The sequence below is a fragment of the Cytobacillus sp. FSL R7-0680 genome (genome assembly GCF_038009245.1).
Taxonomy (GTDB): Bacteria; Bacillota; Bacilli; order Bacillales; family Cytobacillaceae; genus Cytobacillus; species Cytobacillus kochii.
The window spans coordinates 3,187,439-3,204,135 of record NZ_JBBPAO010000001.1; the positions used below are offsets into that span (position 1 = coordinate 3,187,439).

The window sequence follows — 16,697 nt, forward strand, 5'->3', positions numbered from 1 at the left end:
TTCACCTCTCTTCCCGCTTTTTACGTAAATGAAAAGATTGAAGAAAAAAATCTATCATAATGACTAAATAGGACGTCATTAATCCCAACACTACACTTATAAGGTGAAAATACGCTGGATACTCCAGTGCGATGATAACTGCCAAAGCGGCAGATGCCATTCGCGACATCGTTCCTAGTGAACGCACCTTTTGCTCTTTCTCTACTGCTTCTCGGAACTGAATCATCTTCCTTACAATTAACCAAAGATTAAAGAAGCTGAGAACGGTTCCCAAAATCAGGCCAAGAAAGATAGATTGATAAGACGTAAAGCCCCAGCCGAGTACAAAGAACGACAACAAGAAAAGCATGTATTTACGTTGTCTACTAAATCTTTCTTGTATTTCCGGCATATTTGTTTATTCTCCTGAAAAAAATTGTTGGATTAAACGAAGCATGGCATAAATGCCCACTGTCAAACCTAGTAATAAACCGATTATTAGAAACAGTGGTTCGGTCTCTAGTAACCGATCGAACCATCTTCCAGCAAAAACACCTAGAAGGATGGCGCCTACTAATTGGGAAAGAATGGCGGACATGAGTGCCATCGCTTTAAAAGGGCGACGGTCATTATGACGCATTAAAACGCATCCTCTCAATCGAGAATGGTAAGAGGTTTTCTGAGGAAAGCAGTATGATAAATCGTCTATTTCATATGATATAAAACTATAAAATCTGCTCATGAAAACCTTATCAATAATACCCTTTGTAAGCATACAATAGGGGCATGTCAATGTCAATGCGTTTAATGGGAATTTCGCCAGTTCTCTTTTGGGCAAAATATGGATGTTCACACTTTTTTCATAAAATCTTCACTAGATTTTTCTTGCAAATTCTGAAAATTTATGCGTTCTTTTTGGCTATTGTTTTTCAATTATAATATTTTTATACCGCTTAATTTCCTATCATTTCTAATTCCCCATTAGCCCCAATGAATAAACGGGTCTCTATCCAATCTTCTTGTCCAGATTTGCGAGCAAATACTTTTGCAATATACAAACCAGGCTGTGGTAAATCGCTTATGAATAAATCCTCTTCTACCTGGCCTTTCTTTACATCTTTCTTCCAATCAAGCATGCCTATAAAAGTTAATGAAGTTGAATCGAATAAAGCAATCCCAAACTCTTCCGCTCCACCTGGTAAATACACTTCATAGCGATACGTTTTCTTACTATCACCTTTACCAAAACTAAAGCCCATGACACGTGGATAATCCGGTTCTTCCAATACGTATAAATAAGGAAGCTGAATTGTTTGCTTATTACTATTCAACCGAATCGTACCGTCTGCCAGTTTTTCAGTGAGTTCCTTTGGATTAACGATCATATGTAAACTAATAGTTTTCTTCTCGTTAGGCTCAAGCATAAATGATAATGGTAGACGCCATTCAATCCCCTTTTGTTTTTTTGGAATTTCAAAAGCATAGGACTGCTTTTCATCAGTTGTATTTTCCACCGTAATTTTTGCTACATGGTCATGATGTTGTTCAGATAACTTAAACTTACCAAACTGTATGGACGATGGATAGATTAATGTAGATGTCATTAATGCTTCCTTCAATTGAATCCGGCCCGCACCTTGTTCAAAGGTCCGGTATGGCGTACCATCTTCATTCACCATAGATAAGGCCGTATTCATTAGTGCTGCTTTTACTTGCTCAGGGCGCCATTCAGGATGAGCCTGTATTAACAAAGCGGCTGCCCCTGCCACATGAGGCGCTGCCATACTTGTTCCTTGTAATGGTGTGTACCCACCAGGTACCGTACTATTAATGGCTACTCCTGGTGCAACCACATCAGGTTTTATTTCCCAAGTAGAAGTCACAGGACCCCTTGAGCTAAATTCAGCTAAGATGTCTTTTTCTTCCTTTATCACTGTTTGTCCATATAATCTTTTAGCTTGTGAAAGCTCTTGATTAATCTCTTCCCCATCTTCCTTCGTTAATGACACAACCGGGATATCTAACACCCCTTCTAAATTGCCCATGAAGGAGCCCGGTGTATTATTGTAAATGAGCAAAGCAAGTGCTCCTGCTTCCTTGGCATTCTTACTTTTTTCCGTAAAAGTTAATTCCCCTCTCTCCACAATAACTACTTTTCCATTAGCTCCTTTTAATTGCTCCTCTTTCCCAATGCCACCGTTATATAACTCAAATGATTTGTTTAAATCCCACGGAATCGTTCCTTGCAGTGGATACAACTTCATTTCTTTTTTACCAATATGTAAATAAGGTACTTTTAATGTAGGGGTAGAAGCTCCTACAGATATCGCTTTGGCAGCCGTACCCGGTGAGCCAACACTCCAAATGCCAGGCCCTGAATTACCCGATGATGTAACAGCAACAATTCCACTATCGACTGCCTTATTTAAAGCAAGACTAATAGGGAGATCAGGTCCGTTCACATTATTTCCCAATGAAAGATTAATGACATCCACTTTATCTTTCATCGCTTGTTCTATTGCTTGTAACACTTGCTCTGTCGTCCCGCTTCCTCCTGGGCCTAAAGCACGATATGCAATAACCTCTGCTTTTGGTGCCACACCTTTAACTTTTCCGTTGGCTGCAATGATACCTGCCACATGGGTGCCGTGCAATGTATCCAACCGTCCCATATTCACTGTTTCCATCGGATCGTCATCTTGGTCCACGAGGTCTTTCCCACCACCATAACTAATGCGTAAATCTGGATGACGATAATCAATCCCCGTATCAATGACGCCAACCTTAACACCTTCTCCAGTAAGGCGGTGATTATCATCATCAAAATATCCTCTAATAGCCTCTCCACCAATAAGCTGAATATTGTCATTCTCTGCTTGCACAGTATAATTTTTTACGGTCGTAAGGTGATGAATTGTTTGATTCCTTTCTATTTGTGCTAACTTATCATTTGTTGCTTCAACAGAAAACCCTTTTAGGGCATAGTTAAATATGTATCTTATTGCGACACCTTGTGCTTTGAGCTTCTCCTTTTCTACTTGTAAGTCAGCGTCATCACTATAAACGATGATAGCTACTTGTTCTTCTGTTTTAATTTCATCCAAGGAAGGCACAATTAGTTGAGATGAAGACGCACTCATACCTAACGTACAAGGAAAAAGAAAAAGAATAATAACGAGAATAAATAGATTTTTCTTCATTACGACGCCTCCTTTTTTTGTTAGCGTCTTCGATTTCTAGCTTCCCTATACTACGGAATTTAATGGGAAGCGCAAATAAAAAAGGTGAATACCCTTTTTAAACTTAGGTAATCACCTTTTTTATTATAGGCCGTTTAAAACCAATGTGTAATGCTGCAGAAATCCTCGAGTTGCCGTGCAGGAAAAATCCGAGGAGGCTTATAGGATCTTCGCGAAAAAGCGAGTGTCTAGTGCACAATAAAAAGAATCTAGTATCGTAAGTGAGTTAAAAGCTACAACCATTACGAAAATAGCGTTCTTATATTAAGGGCTTAAATGGAGCTGGCTTCTTTAAACCTTCACGAAAATAATACTTAATGGCCTCTGCAATTCTTTCAGAAGCGTGACCATCCCCGTATGGATTAGAAGCTTTCGACATCGCATTGTACGCCTGTTTACTAGTTAACAGTTCATTAGCGTTTGCATAGATAACTTCCTCATCTGTACCAACGAGTTTCAATGTGCCTGCTTGAATACCTTCAGGGCGTTCTGTTGTATCACGCAACACTAACACAGGCACTCCTAGCGATGGTGCTTCTTCTTGTACACCACCTGAATCAGTTAAAATTAAATGGGCACGCGAGGAAAAGTTATGAAAGTCGATCATCCCTAGTGGCTCAATCAAATGAATCCGTGGATGCCCTTGTAAAATTTCATTCGCAACTTCTCTTACAGCAGGGTTTAGGTGAACAGGATATACTAATTGTACATCTTCATGCGTTTCGACAATTTTTTTGATCGCTTTAAACATATGTCTCATCGGCTCGCCAAGATTTTCCCTGCGATGGGCTGTCATTAAGATTAAGCGATCGTCACCAATTTTCTCTAAAATCTCATGCTGATATTCCGGTCGTACTGTTGTTTTTAACGCATCAATCGCCGTATTACCCGTAATGAATATTTGCTCTGCAGATTTATTTTCCCTCAATAGATTATCGGCCGATTTCTCTGTTGGCGAGAAATGAAGATCACTGATTACACCTGTCAGCTGACGATTCATTTCTTCTGGGTAAGGAGAAAATTTGTTCCAAGTGCGTAAGCCTGCCTCCACGTGGCCGACAGTAATCCCGTTATAAAAAGCTGCTAAACTGGCCGCAAATGATGTTGTTGTATCCCCATGAACAAGAACAATGTCTGGTTCAACCTCTTTCATTACTTCATCTAAACCAGACAATACACGGTTTGTCACTTCTACTAACGTTTGTCTTGCTCTCATAATATTTAAATCAAAATCCGGTTCTATTTGAAAAATTTTAAGCACCTGATCAAGCATTTCTCGATGTTGAGCAGTCACTGTAACGATAGAATGAAAGTCTTGTGGGTGCTTGTTGAGCTCAAGAATAAGCGGTGCCATCTTTATCGCTTCAGGTCTTGTTCCAAATATACTCATTACCTTAATCGGTCTTTGCATAAAACACTCGTCCACCTTTCTAAAAGAAGTGCTGGTTGCACTCACCTTCCGACAAACATTTGTCGAACAGATCTTTATCAGATCCACTTAAAGGGAAGCATTCTTGTAAAAAAGCCCGTCCTAGGACGGGCTCATTTTCTATAATTAACTTTATTTTTTTATTTTGTACCGAATAAACGATCTCCCGCATCCCCAAGACCAGGAACGATGTAGCCTTTTTCGTTTAACATTTCATCTAATGCAGCGATATATATATCTACATCTGGATGTGCTTCTTTTAATGCTTCTACCCCTTCAGGTGCAGCAATTAAACACATAAATTTAATGCTTTTTCCACCGCGTTTTTTCAAAGAATTGATTGCTTCAATTGCAGATCCGCCTGTTGCAAGCATTGGATCAACTACAATGAAATCACGCTCTTCAATATCACCAGGGAATTTTGCATAGTACTCAACTGGTTTTAAAGTCTCTGGATCACGATATAAGCCAACATGACCTACTTTAGCTGCAGGGATTAATTTCAAAATACCGTCTACCATCCCAATACCTGCACGTAAAATCGGCACAATTCCCATTTTCTTTCCAGAAAGAACTTTTGAATTTGTTTTTTGAACAGGTGTATCTATTTCAATTTCTTCTAAAGGCATATCTCTCGTGATTTCGAAAGCCATCAAAGTTGATACTTCATCAACGAGTTCACGGAATTCTTTCGTACCTGTATTTTTTTCACGAATGTATGTAAGCTTATGTTGGATTAATGGATGATCGAAAACATATACTTTTGCCATAAATATCTCTCCTTTTACTGATTGTACAAATCACACTTCGTACTATTTTACAGAAAAAATGTTTGTGGGGCAACTACGATTCTTGACATAGAAACATTTATTGCCATTGGAAGAAAAGAAAATGTAGAAGATACTTTTAGAACATTCGTTATAGTTGGCATAACTTAACAAAAATCCAGCCCTCAAGCGAAGGCTGGATAAACTAGATGATTATCTTTCTGGATATAAAATAAATTTGCTTGTTAATGCTTCTACTCGTTGTGAAGCTTCAGCTAACTTTTCTTCGTCTTCCGCATTTTTCAACGTGAACGCGATAATAGAAGCAATCTCTTCCATATCGTTCTTTGCAAATCCACGAGAAGTAACTGCTGCTGTACCAATACGTATACCACTTGTCACAAATGGGCTTTCTGGATCAAATGGAATTGTATTTTTATTAACCGTAATACCTACTTCATCAAGTACTTTTTCTGCTACTTTACCCGTTAAACCTAATGAACGAACATCTACAAGTAAAAGATGGTTATCTGTTCCACCAGATACTAAGTCGATGCCTTCTTTTTTAAGTGACTCTGCTAAATGCTTAGCATTTGTGATAATGCTTTCCGCATATTCTTTAAAGCTATCTTCTAATGCTTCTCCGAAAGCTACAGCTTTAGCGGCAATGACATGCATTAATGGACCACCTTGAATACCTGGGAAAATCGATTTATCGATTTTTTTCGCAAATTCTTCTTTACAAAGAATCATACCACCACGTGGACCTCTTAATGTTTTATGAGTTGTTGTTGTCACGAAATCAGCATATGGTACTGGATTAGGGTGAAGACCAGCTGCCACTAAGCCCGCAATATGAGCCATATCGACCATTAAATAAGCGCCAACCTCATCTGCAATTTCACGGAAACGCTTGAAGTCAATCACACGAGGATACGCACTTGCACCTGCTACAATTAGCTTCGGTTTATGCTCTTTCGCTTTTGCTAATACATCATCGTAATTGATGGTATGAGATGTTTCGTCTACACCATATTCAACGAAATTATATTGGACACCACTAAAGTTTACAGGACTCCCGTGCGTTAAGTGGCCACCGTGGGATAGATTCATACCAAGGACAGTATCTCCTTGTTCTAAAATCGTGAAGTACACTGCCATGTTTGCTTGCGCACCTGAATGAGGCTGAACATTCGCATGCTCGGCTCCAAAGATTTGCTTCGCGCGATCTCTAGCTAAATCTTCCACTACATCAACATGCTCACAGCCACCATAGTAACGACGACCAGGATACCCTTCAGCATATTTATTCGTGAGAACAGATCCTTGTGCCTCCATTACCGCCTCTGACACAAAGTTCTCTGAAGCGATTAATTCAATCTTACTTCTCTGACGTCCTAATTCATCTTGAATTGATTTGAAAACTTGCTCGTCCTGCTGCGCTAAATGCTTCATACAATAATCCTCCCTTATCTCTACCACACTATCAAAAATGAATAGCTATTATGAAAATTCTCCTTTATTCTATCATGTTTTTTCAGGAGGATACAGGCAAGCTTACTGTTTATTAAGAGAAAAAAATTATCCATATTAACGGAAAACGGTTACATGTAAATGATTATGAAATGAAGGGTAAAGTTGGTATTTCCGAATAAAAGTTATGCAGAAATAATTAGTTACATACGTCATTTATCTACTTATCGCTAGCGGCGCATTATCAGACAATGACTATTTCTATTGGTAGACCGCTCTTTCTCCCCCAATCAACTTCGGCCTAGTCGTTGCTAATGTGACGTGTGCACCACCTACTTCTTTTAATGAAAGACGAATAGGTACAACCACATGCTTCAAGTGCATGCCAATGAAGGTATCACCGATATCTATCCCTGCATCAGCTTTTATATGCTCGACTACAACAGGGGCATCGAAATGTTGAAACGCATAAGTCGCCATCGCACCACCCGCTTTTCGGATTGGCACAACACTCACCTCTTCTAAGTTATACTTCTTAGCGGATGCTCGTTCGAGAACAATGGCGCGATTTAAATGCTCACAGCATTGAAAAGCGATTTGAACATTTGTTTGTTTTTGTAAGTTCATTAGTTCTGAAAAGATGAATTCAGCCACATCCTCTGAACCAGCCGTGCCGATATGATTACTCATCACTTCACTCGTACTACAGCCAATAACAATTAATTTGTCTTCGTTTAGTGATACTTTTTGTGTAAACTCTGTTAAAATATCCCGCCATTGTTGTATTAACTCTTCCATCATCATATGCTCCCTCTCTTCTCAAGATAAAAAAGATGCATATGTCTTCCTTCCTTTCATGAAGTCAACATATGCAACAAAGTTTTATAGATTTTCTTTTTCGTATTGATCTATCTTCCCAATACGGTTTTGATGGCGACCGCCTTCATAATCCGTGCCAAGCCATACTTGGGCAATCTCTCTTGCAAGCCCTGGGCCAATGACTCTTTCTCCCATCGCTAACATATTACTATCATTATGCTGTCTTGTTGCTTTCGCACTGAAAGTATCATGAACAAGCGCACAGCGAATGCCTTTCACTTTATTGGCTGCTATAGACATCCCAATCCCTGTCCCACAAACGAGAATACCTTTATCAAATTCACCGCTCGCTACTTTTTCAGCAACCGGTAAAGCATAATCAGGGTAATCTACAGAAGTACTACACTCACAACCAAAATCTTCATATTCAATATTGAGTTCTTCTAATAATGACTTTATTTCCGCACGAATGTTTAATCCACCGTGATCTGATGCAATTGCAACTTTCATTTTTTATGCCTCCAATCAAACTTGATTGTATGATTATCACTTTATTCTGACACAAAATTTAAAAATTATAAAGATGCAATTACTTTTCAGTTGGGGAGGCTACACTTTAAATTTATTCATATCTGTTTTTAACTGGTTGGCTTGCTCTTGTAATTCTTTTACTAGTATGTCGACTGTATCAATCACAGATGTTTGAGCCTCAGTTGAAGCAGCAACTTGTTGTGCACCGGCAGACGTTTCCTCCGCAATCGCTGCTACTTGTTGCGATTGGGCTGAAGTTTCCTGCATAGCATGCATTTGTTTATCTACTAAATCTTTAATCATGGTCACTGCAGCATTCATTTGATCTACAGTTTGCGTCATCTCTTCAATGACGGCATGTGTCTCGGTCCCTTTTTGTGCTTCTTGATTGGCAGACTCCACTTGATTGGAAATTTGACTGACCACATTACGCACTTCTTCTTGAATATTTTTAATTAATTCCGATATTCCTTGCACAGCTTTCGCACTTTCATCAGCCAACTTGCGCACTTCTTCGGCAACCACAGCAAAGCCCTTACCATGCTCTCCTGCTCTCGCCGCTTCAATAGAAGCATTTAATGCTAATAAGTTTGTTTGCGTGGCAATATCGCCAACAAGTTGGATAATTTGTTCTACTTTGACTGCATTTTCTTCTAAAATTTTTACAGTCTCTAACGATTTCTGATTACCTACTGCTAGTTTTTCTATTCCAGAAATAAGTGAATGCATGGCATGTTTGGATTTATTCAGATCACCAAAAAGCTCTTCAGATACTTGCTCAGATTGCTTTGCCTGCACCTGAACTTCTTCAGCAATTCGAATGACTTCATCAACAAGTTCGGCAACAGACTGTGTTGCGACCGCTGAGTTTTCTGCTCCTTGAGATATTTCTGAGATAGTTGTAGCAATTGCTTCAGCTTGCTCATTAGCAACCGAAGACTCCGCGGAAATTTCGTGCACTTTTTTATTTGTCATAGCAAAGTTCTCATCAATTCGTTCAATCATTTCTCTTAAACTCGTTAGCATTTGATTAAAGGCTAATCCTAAAGAACGTATTTCATCATCCGAACGCGAAACCTGTGCCTTTTCTTGTAAATTACCATTCGCTGCTTTTATAGCAGAATGCTCTAAGTCTTTAAGTGGTTTTGTAATAAGCCCTGCTGCAATAAATGCTAAGATCGCAGACCAAATCGCTCCAAGCAAAAGAACAATAATCGTAAAAAATTCTTTACTTATCGGCATATTTCCCATTAAAGGATATACGAACTGAATACATATCGCACTTATTGAGTATGTAATAACGGCTAATACTGAGATGAGAAGAACCAATTTTTTTCTTAAACTAAATTTCATCTTACGCGTCTCCATGATTGCCCCCTACTTCAACCTGTTCATCTTTGTTTATCTTGATTACTATCTTTTAATACTTCTGCTATTTTTTTTATGCTTCCATGTAGTTCATTATAGGTTTCTTTATATTGTTGCAACGTCCCACCGAATGGATCAATGATATCTTCTTGTTTACCATCATAAGCAAACTCTTTTATTAGAAAAACTTTTCCCATAGCATTAGGAAAATGTGATAAAATCGCATGTTTATGTCCATTTGTCATCACTAATATATGTGTCGCCCATTGAATAAGCTCTTCATTCAATTGAGCTGATTGATGATTGATGCTTATGCCTTCTTCTTTTAAAACTTGAGATGTATAAGCAGATGCAGGTCCACCTTGACTTGCAAAAATGCCCGCAGATTTCACCTTTACATCTGGAATGTCTATATGACGTAATATCGCTTCAGCCATGGGGCTTCGACATGTGTTACCTGTACAAATAAATAAAACGTGAGCCATAAAGCTCGCCTCCTTCTCTTACATTATAATCCAAAACTCCTATTTGATATAGACAAAATAAGGTGTCTATCACCGACATATTTCGACAATTTTAAGAATTTTTTGTCGAAACACATCAATAATACGCACCTTAACTGATTTTTATTAGGAAATTTTAACCATATTACATGAATAACATTTTGACGCCAAAAGCAAAAAGAATCGCCCCTCCAAGTGTCTCACTATATTTACCGAACCACCCTTGCATTCTTCTTCCTATCATTAATCCTGCCCAAGTAAGAACCATGGCAATTACACCAAATAATGTAAGAACAAGAGCCGTTTTTGCCCCCAACACACCTAATGTAAGCCCAACTGAAAAGCTGTCTAAACTTACACTTAAAGCAAAAATTAATAAGCCAAAACCAACAGGGGTCAACAGACTTTCTTTTTCAGCCTTTAAGCTTGACCAGAACATTTGCAGGCCTAAAAGCATCAACAAACCGGCACCAATATAGGCAGCAATCTCACTAAAATAAACTGATAAAAACTTCCCTGCCATCATTCCTAACAATGGCATGATGACATGAAATACTCCAATCGTAAAGCCTATATATAATATTTGCCGATACCTTAATTTGTACATCCCCATACCTAATCCAACTGAAAATGCATCCATTCCTAAGGCAAACGCCATTAAACTTAAAGTTAAGACTTCACCTACTAACAACGTCATCTCTTTAGCCTCCTCGGGACTTGCTCTTTTGAAGATATGCATGTCCAAGGAGAATTAGAATTGTTTTTTTAGGCGAAAACAAAACTGCTTCGATAGAGCGAAATATGATGGTTGCAAAAATCTCAGCGCATCTCTATAGGCTAGGGATGTAGTTACGCGGCAGGATAATGCAAAGTGCATACATACAGGGATTTTTAGTATGCTTGTTTTGCCATAAGAGGACTCACAATTAAGGCAGGTTTTTTCTGTTTTCATAGTAGTGATTTTCACTAGCGAAGATGCATCAATAGAGTTGATTGCCGGCGGATATCGTGTAGTGTAGAAGGAAACCAACGTTGTTTATGGATGCTGAAATGTACATTATTTGCAGGGTAAATCATTTTTAGTAGGGCTTTCCGCGAGTGATTTGGGATGAGATTTCTTTTTTAGTCGCGGATTTGCCTCTTTTCGCGACTGATCATTGGCGGGTCTCTTTTTTTAGTCGCGATTCTTGCTTTTTGCGACTTATAAAGAGTGTCTCTGCTTTTTTAGTCGCGGATTTGACCTTTTCACGACTGATCATAGTTGGTTCTCCTTTTTTAGTCGCGATTCTTGCCTTTTTGCGACTTATAAAGAGTGTCACCGCTTTTTTAGTCGCGGATTTGACCTTTTCACGACTTATCATTGGCGGGTCTCCTTTTTTAGTCGCGATTCTTGCCCTTTTGCGACTTATTAAGAGTTTCACCGCTTTTTTAGTCGCGGATTTGACCTTTTTATGAGCTATCAAGGACAGATTTGCTTTTTTACGCACAAAATAAAAAAGCTCCGCTCATAAGTAATACAATCGGAATATGATCATTTTACCCACATAACTTACCGGATTTCTAATGAAATAGCACGCTATAGGAATCATTGAAAAAATCTTATTAACCAACATTTGAGCTTCTGTTTTAGTTTTTAAGGTAACAAGGGATAACAAATCAGAACCTGAACAATTTTTTGTTCAGGTTCTGAAACACTCATTCCCCAGTCTACTTATAATTGAATGCGCCTATGGCCTGCAGCTTTCTCTAAGCGATTCATAATCGCCACACCGACACCTTCATATGGGAAAACCTCACCTAAAATGATATCGACATTCTCATGATTAAATGCTCTCAATGCATAGTATAAACCTGCAGCCACGGTATCTAGCGTTTCCCGCGCACCCATAGAAAGAACAACATCCGTTTCATAGAAATCTTTATTTTCATCTGTTGTTAGTACACCTACTCGCAGTCCTTCTGCCCTTTTTTCATTGATCAATTGTTGCAACTGCATCGGAGTTGAATCGACTAATGTTAATGGTGCATCTGGTGCGTAATGTGTATATTTCATACCAGGCGATTTTGGTTTGGCTTGTTGATTATGTAGCGCGGGATCTAATTTTACCTCACCTATCACCGCAATTATCTGTTCCTTGGTCACACCACCCGGCCGTAAAATAACAGGTATCTCTTCTGTGCAATCAATTACGGTTGACTCCACACCAACACCAGTGGCTCCTCCGTCTACCAGACCAGCAATTTTTCCTTCTAAATCTTCCCACACGTGATCCGCTGTTGTTGGACTCGGTCTTCCTGAGCTATTTGCACTTGGAGCAGCTATTGGTAAATCCGTTTGGGCAAGAATGGCTAATGCTACAGGATGATCAGGCATACGGAAGCCAACAGTTTTTAATCCTGCTGTTGCTAAATCAGAAAGGCTACCCTTTTTTTTCTTAAGAATTATCGTTAATGGCCCTGGCCAAAAGGCATTCATCAATTGTTCTGCCTTTAATGGTATCTCTTCAGCCAGTTCCTGCAGTTGCATTCTCTTTGCTATATGAATAATTAAGGGATTATCTGCCGGTCTTCCTTTGGCAGCAAAGATCTTCTCTACGGCACCGTCACTCTTTGCATTCCCACCTAACCCATATACGGTTTCAGTTGGAAAAGCAACAACCTCATTTTCTTTAAGTAAATCAGAGGCTTGGACAATTTGTGGGTAACTATTCAAATTATCCACATTATTATCCACTGACCATCTAATTGTTTTCATTGTTATCCACCTTCAATATCTTTCATTCTAAATAGGAGAAATCCCCCTATTTTCAGTCTATCATCTAAGACAGTATAAAAGAAGCAAGGTGATAACTCAAGGTATTATCCACAAATTGTGAATAAACACATCGTTTTTGTGTATAACTTTGTGGATATATCCACATTATTCGAGTGAATATTTTAAAAAGAAAGAGTTATCCACAGATTGGACATTTTTAATATGTTCTTTTTCTACTAAAAATGTTGGCAATTCCGATTTATCCACTTGTTGAAAACCCATTAATAAAAATAATTGTAGTGTACTTTTGCGATTTGATCCTAAATATACTGTGGATAACCCTTTTTCTTTTGCTAATAGAAAAATTTGTTGCAATAAATACAATAAATCTGTCTGCACGGTTGTTTCTGACTTCATAACAAGCGAGCGTAACAAACCAACCGTATCATAAGGTTCGATGCCAATTGTCGCTTTTATTTCTCCCTCTTCATCTTCCATAATTAAAAAGTAATCAATTAAGTCCGCTACACCTTCCGATCGAACTGACGCTTCTGTTAAAAATTTCATGAGCTCGTTTTCATCTTGCTTCTGTGCAACTCTTACAATACTTGTTTTCATTCACTTCACCCTCTACCTTATTTTATAGTCTATGAATATGAGTTAATTGAAATTGATAGAACTAAAAATTTGCTAGAGTTAAAATATTATCCGAATAGCTTATCCCATATCTCTGCTAAAAAGAATTTTACTTCCACTTCTTCTTCATCTTGTTCACCTGCATAAACAGGATCTTCTTCTTTTTCGGTCATTTCTTCTTCTACGTTCTCTTCTTCCACTACTAATTCTTCCTCTTGCTGTTCTTCATCACTAAACCCTTCGCTCACAGCCACACCATTTGAAAAATCAAGAAAGCATAATGGTGGAAATAAAACACACCACCAGTTCGCACCGTCTCCTTCACCAAGCGTAATTAGAATCGCTTCATACTCACCAGCAGGGTATAAAAACTGGCCATAAAGTTTCGTCGGAAAATCTACTTTATCAAACTCCGTCTTAACTGTTTGTTGAGAGCCTGCTTCAGCTACAACTCGTTCGGCTATTTTTTGAATTTCTGGTAATTTTGATTGAATCAATGCTCTTGCTTCTTCTAAAGAGGTTAAATCGGATACCCACTCTGTTATATTTGCATTTACTTCGTCTCTCACCGCACGTTTAATCTTTTGATCTTTCTCCATATCGCTATTCGCTAGAATTCTTAAACGGATCGCTTCGTTAGGAATGACTAGTGATTCATCAGCCACTACCTCTGTTTGCGGTATATATAAACTAAATAAAGTACCTAATGATAAAATTAAGATGTATAAGTTCACAATCGATTTCGTTTTCATCTTCCTGCACCATCCCTTCACTATCCACAGTGTGGTCAGAAAGAGAACATCTTAAACTATTAAAATTAAAAAGTTATAAAAATAAGAAGGAAAGATAGACTAAATTTAGATGGTGAACGGATTAAGTTAACATGTACAAAGCGTTACTTTGTTTATAATCCATACATATGTCCATAACGAGTCTTTTTTCTTTTATAATGGGAGAAGCTTGCAGAAAGTATCTTTGGGGATTTTTAAATTTTTACGACTGTTAGCTTTTTTTACCGAGGACAGTTCACTTTACAACGCTCTCACTCTTGGACGTTTCACCAAGTGCCGTCATTTTTCTTTTTCCACCGCTCTCGGTTCCTATTTCCTTACCGAGAGCGGTGGTTTCAATCAGTTCCTAATGCTATAAATCCTCATTAGCTACTTATTTCAGCGAATACCATTCGATCTTTCCCGTTAATGTCAAAGACGACTTCGACCTGTGCTTGTGGGAGGGCACCTTTTAATAAGTTTGCGACCAATTCCCCTTGACCTGCACCTACTTCAAATCCAACAAGTGCTTGTTCGTTTAGTACATATGGTAATTCATTTACTAAACGGCGATAGATGTCTAAACCATCCTCTCCAGCAAACAAGGCACGATTAGGCTCATGTTCAGTTACAATCTCTGACATCCACGAACGATCTGCAGTTGGAATATAAGGGGGATTGGAGATAACTACATCTAATTTTACTCCAGAGTTGATAAAAGGCTGCAGCAAGTCCCCTACTATCCAATTTATGTCTGCGTCTAAATAAGCCCCATTACCCTTAGCTACTTCTAAACTTGCAGGATATAGATCAGTTCCAAAACAATCAAGCTGAGGGTTTTCCCGTTTCAGAGTAATAGCAATTGCACCGCTACCTGTGCCAACATCGGCCACTTTTAACCCTGTATCATCTTGCCAACGTGCACGAATACGCTCAAGCGTAGCAAGGACTAACTCTTCTGTTTCTGGCCTAGGAATTAGAACTTCCTTGTTCACCTTAAATTTTCTACCATAAAACTCCTCATAGCCCATAATATACTGAATAGGTTCACCAGCAATATGAGTGAGTATCGCCTTTGAAAAAAGTTGATCGATCTCCTCAGGAAGTTCTTCACGTAATCTTGTTAAGAATTCAGCTCGACTCATCTTCATATAATGTCTTAGTAAAATTTCAGCAGCATATCCTTCCCGTTGATTTTCTTCTAAAAAAGAAGAAGCCCAGTTAAGGGCTTCGAATACTCTGCGATTACTCATTAGTCGCACTCTCTAGTTTAGCCGATTGCTCTTCTAAAATAAGAGCATCAATAATTTCATCAATCTTACCGTGTAGGATCTGGTCTAACTTTTGGATAGTTAAACCAATTCGGTGATCAGTTACACGGTTTTGTGGGAAATTATACGTACGGATACGTTCAGAACGATCCCCTGTCCCTACAGCTGATTTACGCTGCTGATCGTATTCAGCTTGTGCCTCTCGTTGGAATTTATCGTATACACGTGCACGCAAAACTTTCATCGCTTTTTCTTTGTTCTTAATTTGCGACTTTTCATCCTGACAAGAAACGACAGTTCCCGTAGGAAGGTGGGTAAGTCTTACTGCGGACATAGTCGTATTAACACTTTGTCCACCCGGTCCACTAGATGCAAAAGTATCGACACGGATATCTTTATCATGAAGCTCAATTTCCACTTCTTCTGCTTCAGGTAACACCGCTACTGTTGCCGTAGACGTATGAATGCGACCGCCTGATTCTGTTTCCGGTACACGTTGCACGCGATGCGCACCATTCTCATATTTTAATTTAGAGTAAGCACCGTTTCCGTTTACCATGAAGATAATTTCTTTATAGCCACCGACTCCTGTACTACTTGCTTCAATGACGTCAATTTTCCAACCTTGGACCTCTGCATAGCGACTATACATACGGTACAAATCACCCGCAAACAGTGCAGCTTCATCTCCACCAGCTGCGCCACGAACTTCTACGATAACGTTTTTGTCATCATTAGGGTCCTTTGGAATGAGAAGGATTTTTAATTTTTCTTCTAATTGCTCCACTTTTCCCTCTAATTCAGAAATCTCTTCTTTCACCATATCACGCATTTCAGCATCTAATTTCTCTTCCAACATGGCCTTTGCGTCTGTATATTGTTCATGTATTTCTTTATATTCACGATATGTATCCACTGTTTCTTGGATATCAGACTGTTCTTTTGAATACTCACGTAATTTTTTTGGGTCATTTACTATTTCTGGATCACTAAGCAATTCATTAAGACGTTCATAGCGTTCCTCTACAGATTGAAGACGATCAAACACGGTTATTCACCTCTAATTCATTATTAACAAGCATCTATCTTATCACTGCTATCAGTATGCAGTTTTATTTCCAACGTATAACATTCTAATTATAGTATAGCCGCCTTGT

Annotated in this window: 17 protein-coding genes; all 17 read right to left on the reverse strand. The window is 38.7% G+C overall.

Annotated features, from left to right (window positions below; genetic code table 11):
- Window position 1: 1 nt before the first annotated feature.
- On the reverse strand, window positions 2-391 hold the full coding sequence (locus MKY26_RS15940; RefSeq protein WP_095371587.1) for an ATP synthase subunit I: 390 nt from the start codon (window positions 389-391) through the stop codon (window positions 2-4).
- Between the two features lie 6 nt (window positions 392-397).
- Entirely contained in the window at window positions 398-619 is a 222-nt protein-coding gene (locus MKY26_RS15945; protein WP_095371586.1) for an AtpZ/AtpI family protein, read from the reverse strand.
- Between the two features lie 313 nt (window positions 620-932).
- Window positions 933-3,179: a S8 family serine peptidase gene (locus MKY26_RS15950; RefSeq protein ID WP_340976831.1), complete on the reverse strand. Its 2,247-nt coding sequence runs from the start codon at window positions 3,177-3,179 to the stop codon at window positions 933-935.
- Between the two features lie 298 nt (window positions 3,180-3,477).
- Window positions 3,478-4,629, reverse strand: coding sequence for a non-hydrolyzing UDP-N-acetylglucosamine 2-epimerase (gene wecB / locus MKY26_RS15955; RefSeq protein ID WP_307318204.1), 1,152 nt, complete (start codon window positions 4,627-4,629; stop codon window positions 3,478-3,480).
- Between the two features lie 158 nt (window positions 4,630-4,787).
- On the reverse strand, window positions 4,788-5,417 hold the full coding sequence (upp, locus tag MKY26_RS15960) for a uracil phosphoribosyltransferase (protein ID WP_095371583.1): 630 nt from the start codon (window positions 5,415-5,417) through the stop codon (window positions 4,788-4,790).
- Between the two features lie 210 nt (window positions 5,418-5,627).
- Complete coding sequence (glyA, locus tag MKY26_RS15965; protein ID WP_095371582.1) at window positions 5,628-6,869, reverse strand: serine hydroxymethyltransferase; 1,242 nt, start codon at window positions 6,867-6,869, stop codon at window positions 5,628-5,630.
- A 279-nt stretch (window positions 6,870-7,148) separates the two neighbouring features.
- Window positions 7,149-7,691 carry a TIGR01440 family protein gene (locus MKY26_RS15970; protein ID WP_095371581.1) on the reverse strand — a complete coding sequence of 181 codons (543 nt, stop codon included), beginning with the start codon at window positions 7,689-7,691 and terminating at the stop codon, window positions 7,149-7,151.
- A gap of 78 nt (window positions 7,692-7,769) precedes the next feature.
- Window positions 7,770-8,216 (reverse strand): ribose 5-phosphate isomerase B, encoded by a 447-nt coding sequence (rpiB, locus tag MKY26_RS15975; RefSeq protein WP_095371580.1) that lies wholly within the window; start codon window positions 8,214-8,216, stop codon window positions 7,770-7,772.
- Between the two features lie 99 nt (window positions 8,217-8,315).
- Window positions 8,316-9,605 carry a methyl-accepting chemotaxis protein gene (locus tag MKY26_RS15980; protein WP_095371579.1) on the reverse strand — a complete coding sequence of 430 codons (1,290 nt, stop codon included), beginning with the start codon at window positions 9,603-9,605 and terminating at the stop codon, window positions 8,316-8,318.
- 23 nt (window positions 9,606-9,628) lie between these two features.
- A complete protein-coding gene (locus MKY26_RS15985; protein WP_095371578.1) occupies window positions 9,629-10,090 on the reverse strand; it encodes a low molecular weight protein arginine phosphatase in 462 nt (153 codons plus the stop codon).
- A gap of 163 nt (window positions 10,091-10,253) precedes the next feature.
- Window positions 10,254-10,805 (reverse strand): manganese efflux pump MntP, encoded by a 552-nt coding sequence (locus MKY26_RS15990; protein ID WP_095371577.1) that lies wholly within the window; start codon window positions 10,803-10,805, stop codon window positions 10,254-10,256.
- A gap of 457 nt (window positions 10,806-11,262) precedes the next feature.
- Window positions 11,263-11,469: a hypothetical protein gene (locus tag MKY26_RS15995; RefSeq protein WP_341098126.1), complete on the reverse strand. Its 207-nt coding sequence runs from the start codon at window positions 11,467-11,469 to the stop codon at window positions 11,263-11,265.
- Between the two features lie 350 nt (window positions 11,470-11,819).
- On the reverse strand, window positions 11,820-12,863 hold the full coding sequence (locus tag MKY26_RS16000; protein WP_307318196.1) for an L-threonylcarbamoyladenylate synthase: 1,044 nt from the start codon (window positions 12,861-12,863) through the stop codon (window positions 11,820-11,822).
- 165 nt (window positions 12,864-13,028) lie between these two features.
- Window positions 13,029-13,481 (reverse strand): GNAT family N-acetyltransferase, encoded by a 453-nt coding sequence (locus MKY26_RS16005; protein ID WP_095371574.1) that lies wholly within the window; start codon window positions 13,479-13,481, stop codon window positions 13,029-13,031.
- A gap of 86 nt (window positions 13,482-13,567) precedes the next feature.
- Entirely contained in the window at window positions 13,568-14,251 is a 684-nt protein-coding gene (gene spoIIR / locus MKY26_RS16010; protein WP_322909839.1) for a stage II sporulation protein R, read from the reverse strand.
- 404 nt (window positions 14,252-14,655) lie between these two features.
- Window positions 14,656-15,522, reverse strand: a complete 867-nt coding sequence (gene prmC, locus MKY26_RS16015; RefSeq protein WP_341098127.1) for a peptide chain release factor N(5)-glutamine methyltransferase — start codon at window positions 15,520-15,522, stop codon at window positions 14,656-14,658.
- On the reverse strand, window positions 15,515-16,588 hold the full coding sequence (gene prfA, locus MKY26_RS16020) for a peptide chain release factor 1 (protein ID WP_322909841.1): 1,074 nt from the start codon (window positions 16,586-16,588) through the stop codon (window positions 15,515-15,517). Before prfA ends, prmC begins: the two co-directional genes overlap by 8 nt.
- Between the last annotated feature and the right edge of the window lie 109 nt (window positions 16,589-16,697).

Coding starts and splice junctions, on each gene's coding strand:
- MKY26_RS16005 (WP_095371574.1), bottom strand. CDS start 13,481: ATGAAAACAAGTATTGTAAGAGTTGCACAGAAGCAAGATGAAAACGAG.
- spoIIR (WP_322909839.1), bottom strand. CDS start 14,251: ATGAAAACGAAATCGATTGTGAACTTATACATCTTAATTTTATCATTA.
- MKY26_RS15945 (WP_095371586.1), bottom strand. CDS start 619: ATGCGTCATAATGACCGTCGCCCTTTTAAAGCGATGGCACTCATGTCC.
- MKY26_RS15980 (WP_095371579.1), bottom strand. CDS start 9,605: ATGGAGACGCGTAAGATGAAATTTAGTTTAAGAAAAAAATTGGTTCTT.
- prmC (WP_341098127.1), bottom strand. CDS start 15,522: ATGAGTAATCGCAGAGTATTCGAAGCCCTTAACTGGGCTTCTTCTTTT.
- MKY26_RS15985 (WP_095371578.1), bottom strand. CDS start 10,090: ATGGCTCACGTTTTATTTATTTGTACAGGTAACACATGTCGAAGCCCC.
- MKY26_RS15950 (WP_340976831.1), bottom strand. CDS start 3,179: ATGAAGAAAAATCTATTTATTCTCGTTATTATTCTTTTTCTTTTTCCT.
- MKY26_RS15995 (WP_341098126.1), bottom strand. CDS start 11,469: ATGATAAGTCGTGAAAAGGTCAAATCCGCGACTAAAAAAGCGGTGACA.
- upp (WP_095371583.1), bottom strand. CDS start 5,417: ATGGCAAAAGTATATGTTTTCGATCATCCATTAATCCAACATAAGCTT.
- MKY26_RS16000 (WP_307318196.1), bottom strand. CDS start 12,863: ATGAAAACAATTAGATGGTCAGTGGATAATAATGTGGATAATTTGAAT.
- glyA (WP_095371582.1), bottom strand. CDS start 6,869: ATGAAGCATTTAGCGCAGCAGGACGAGCAAGTTTTCAAATCAATTCAA.
- MKY26_RS15970 (WP_095371581.1), bottom strand. CDS start 7,691: ATGATGATGGAAGAGTTAATACAACAATGGCGGGATATTTTAACAGAG.
- MKY26_RS15940 (WP_095371587.1), bottom strand. CDS start 391: ATGCCGGAAATACAAGAAAGATTTAGTAGACAACGTAAATACATGCTT.
- MKY26_RS15990 (WP_095371577.1), bottom strand. CDS start 10,805: ATGACGTTGTTAGTAGGTGAAGTCTTAACTTTAAGTTTAATGGCGTTT.
- wecB (WP_307318204.1), bottom strand. CDS start 4,629: ATGCAAAGACCGATTAAGGTAATGAGTATATTTGGAACAAGACCTGAA.
- rpiB (WP_095371580.1), bottom strand. CDS start 8,216: ATGAAAGTTGCAATTGCATCAGATCACGGTGGATTAAACATTCGTGCG.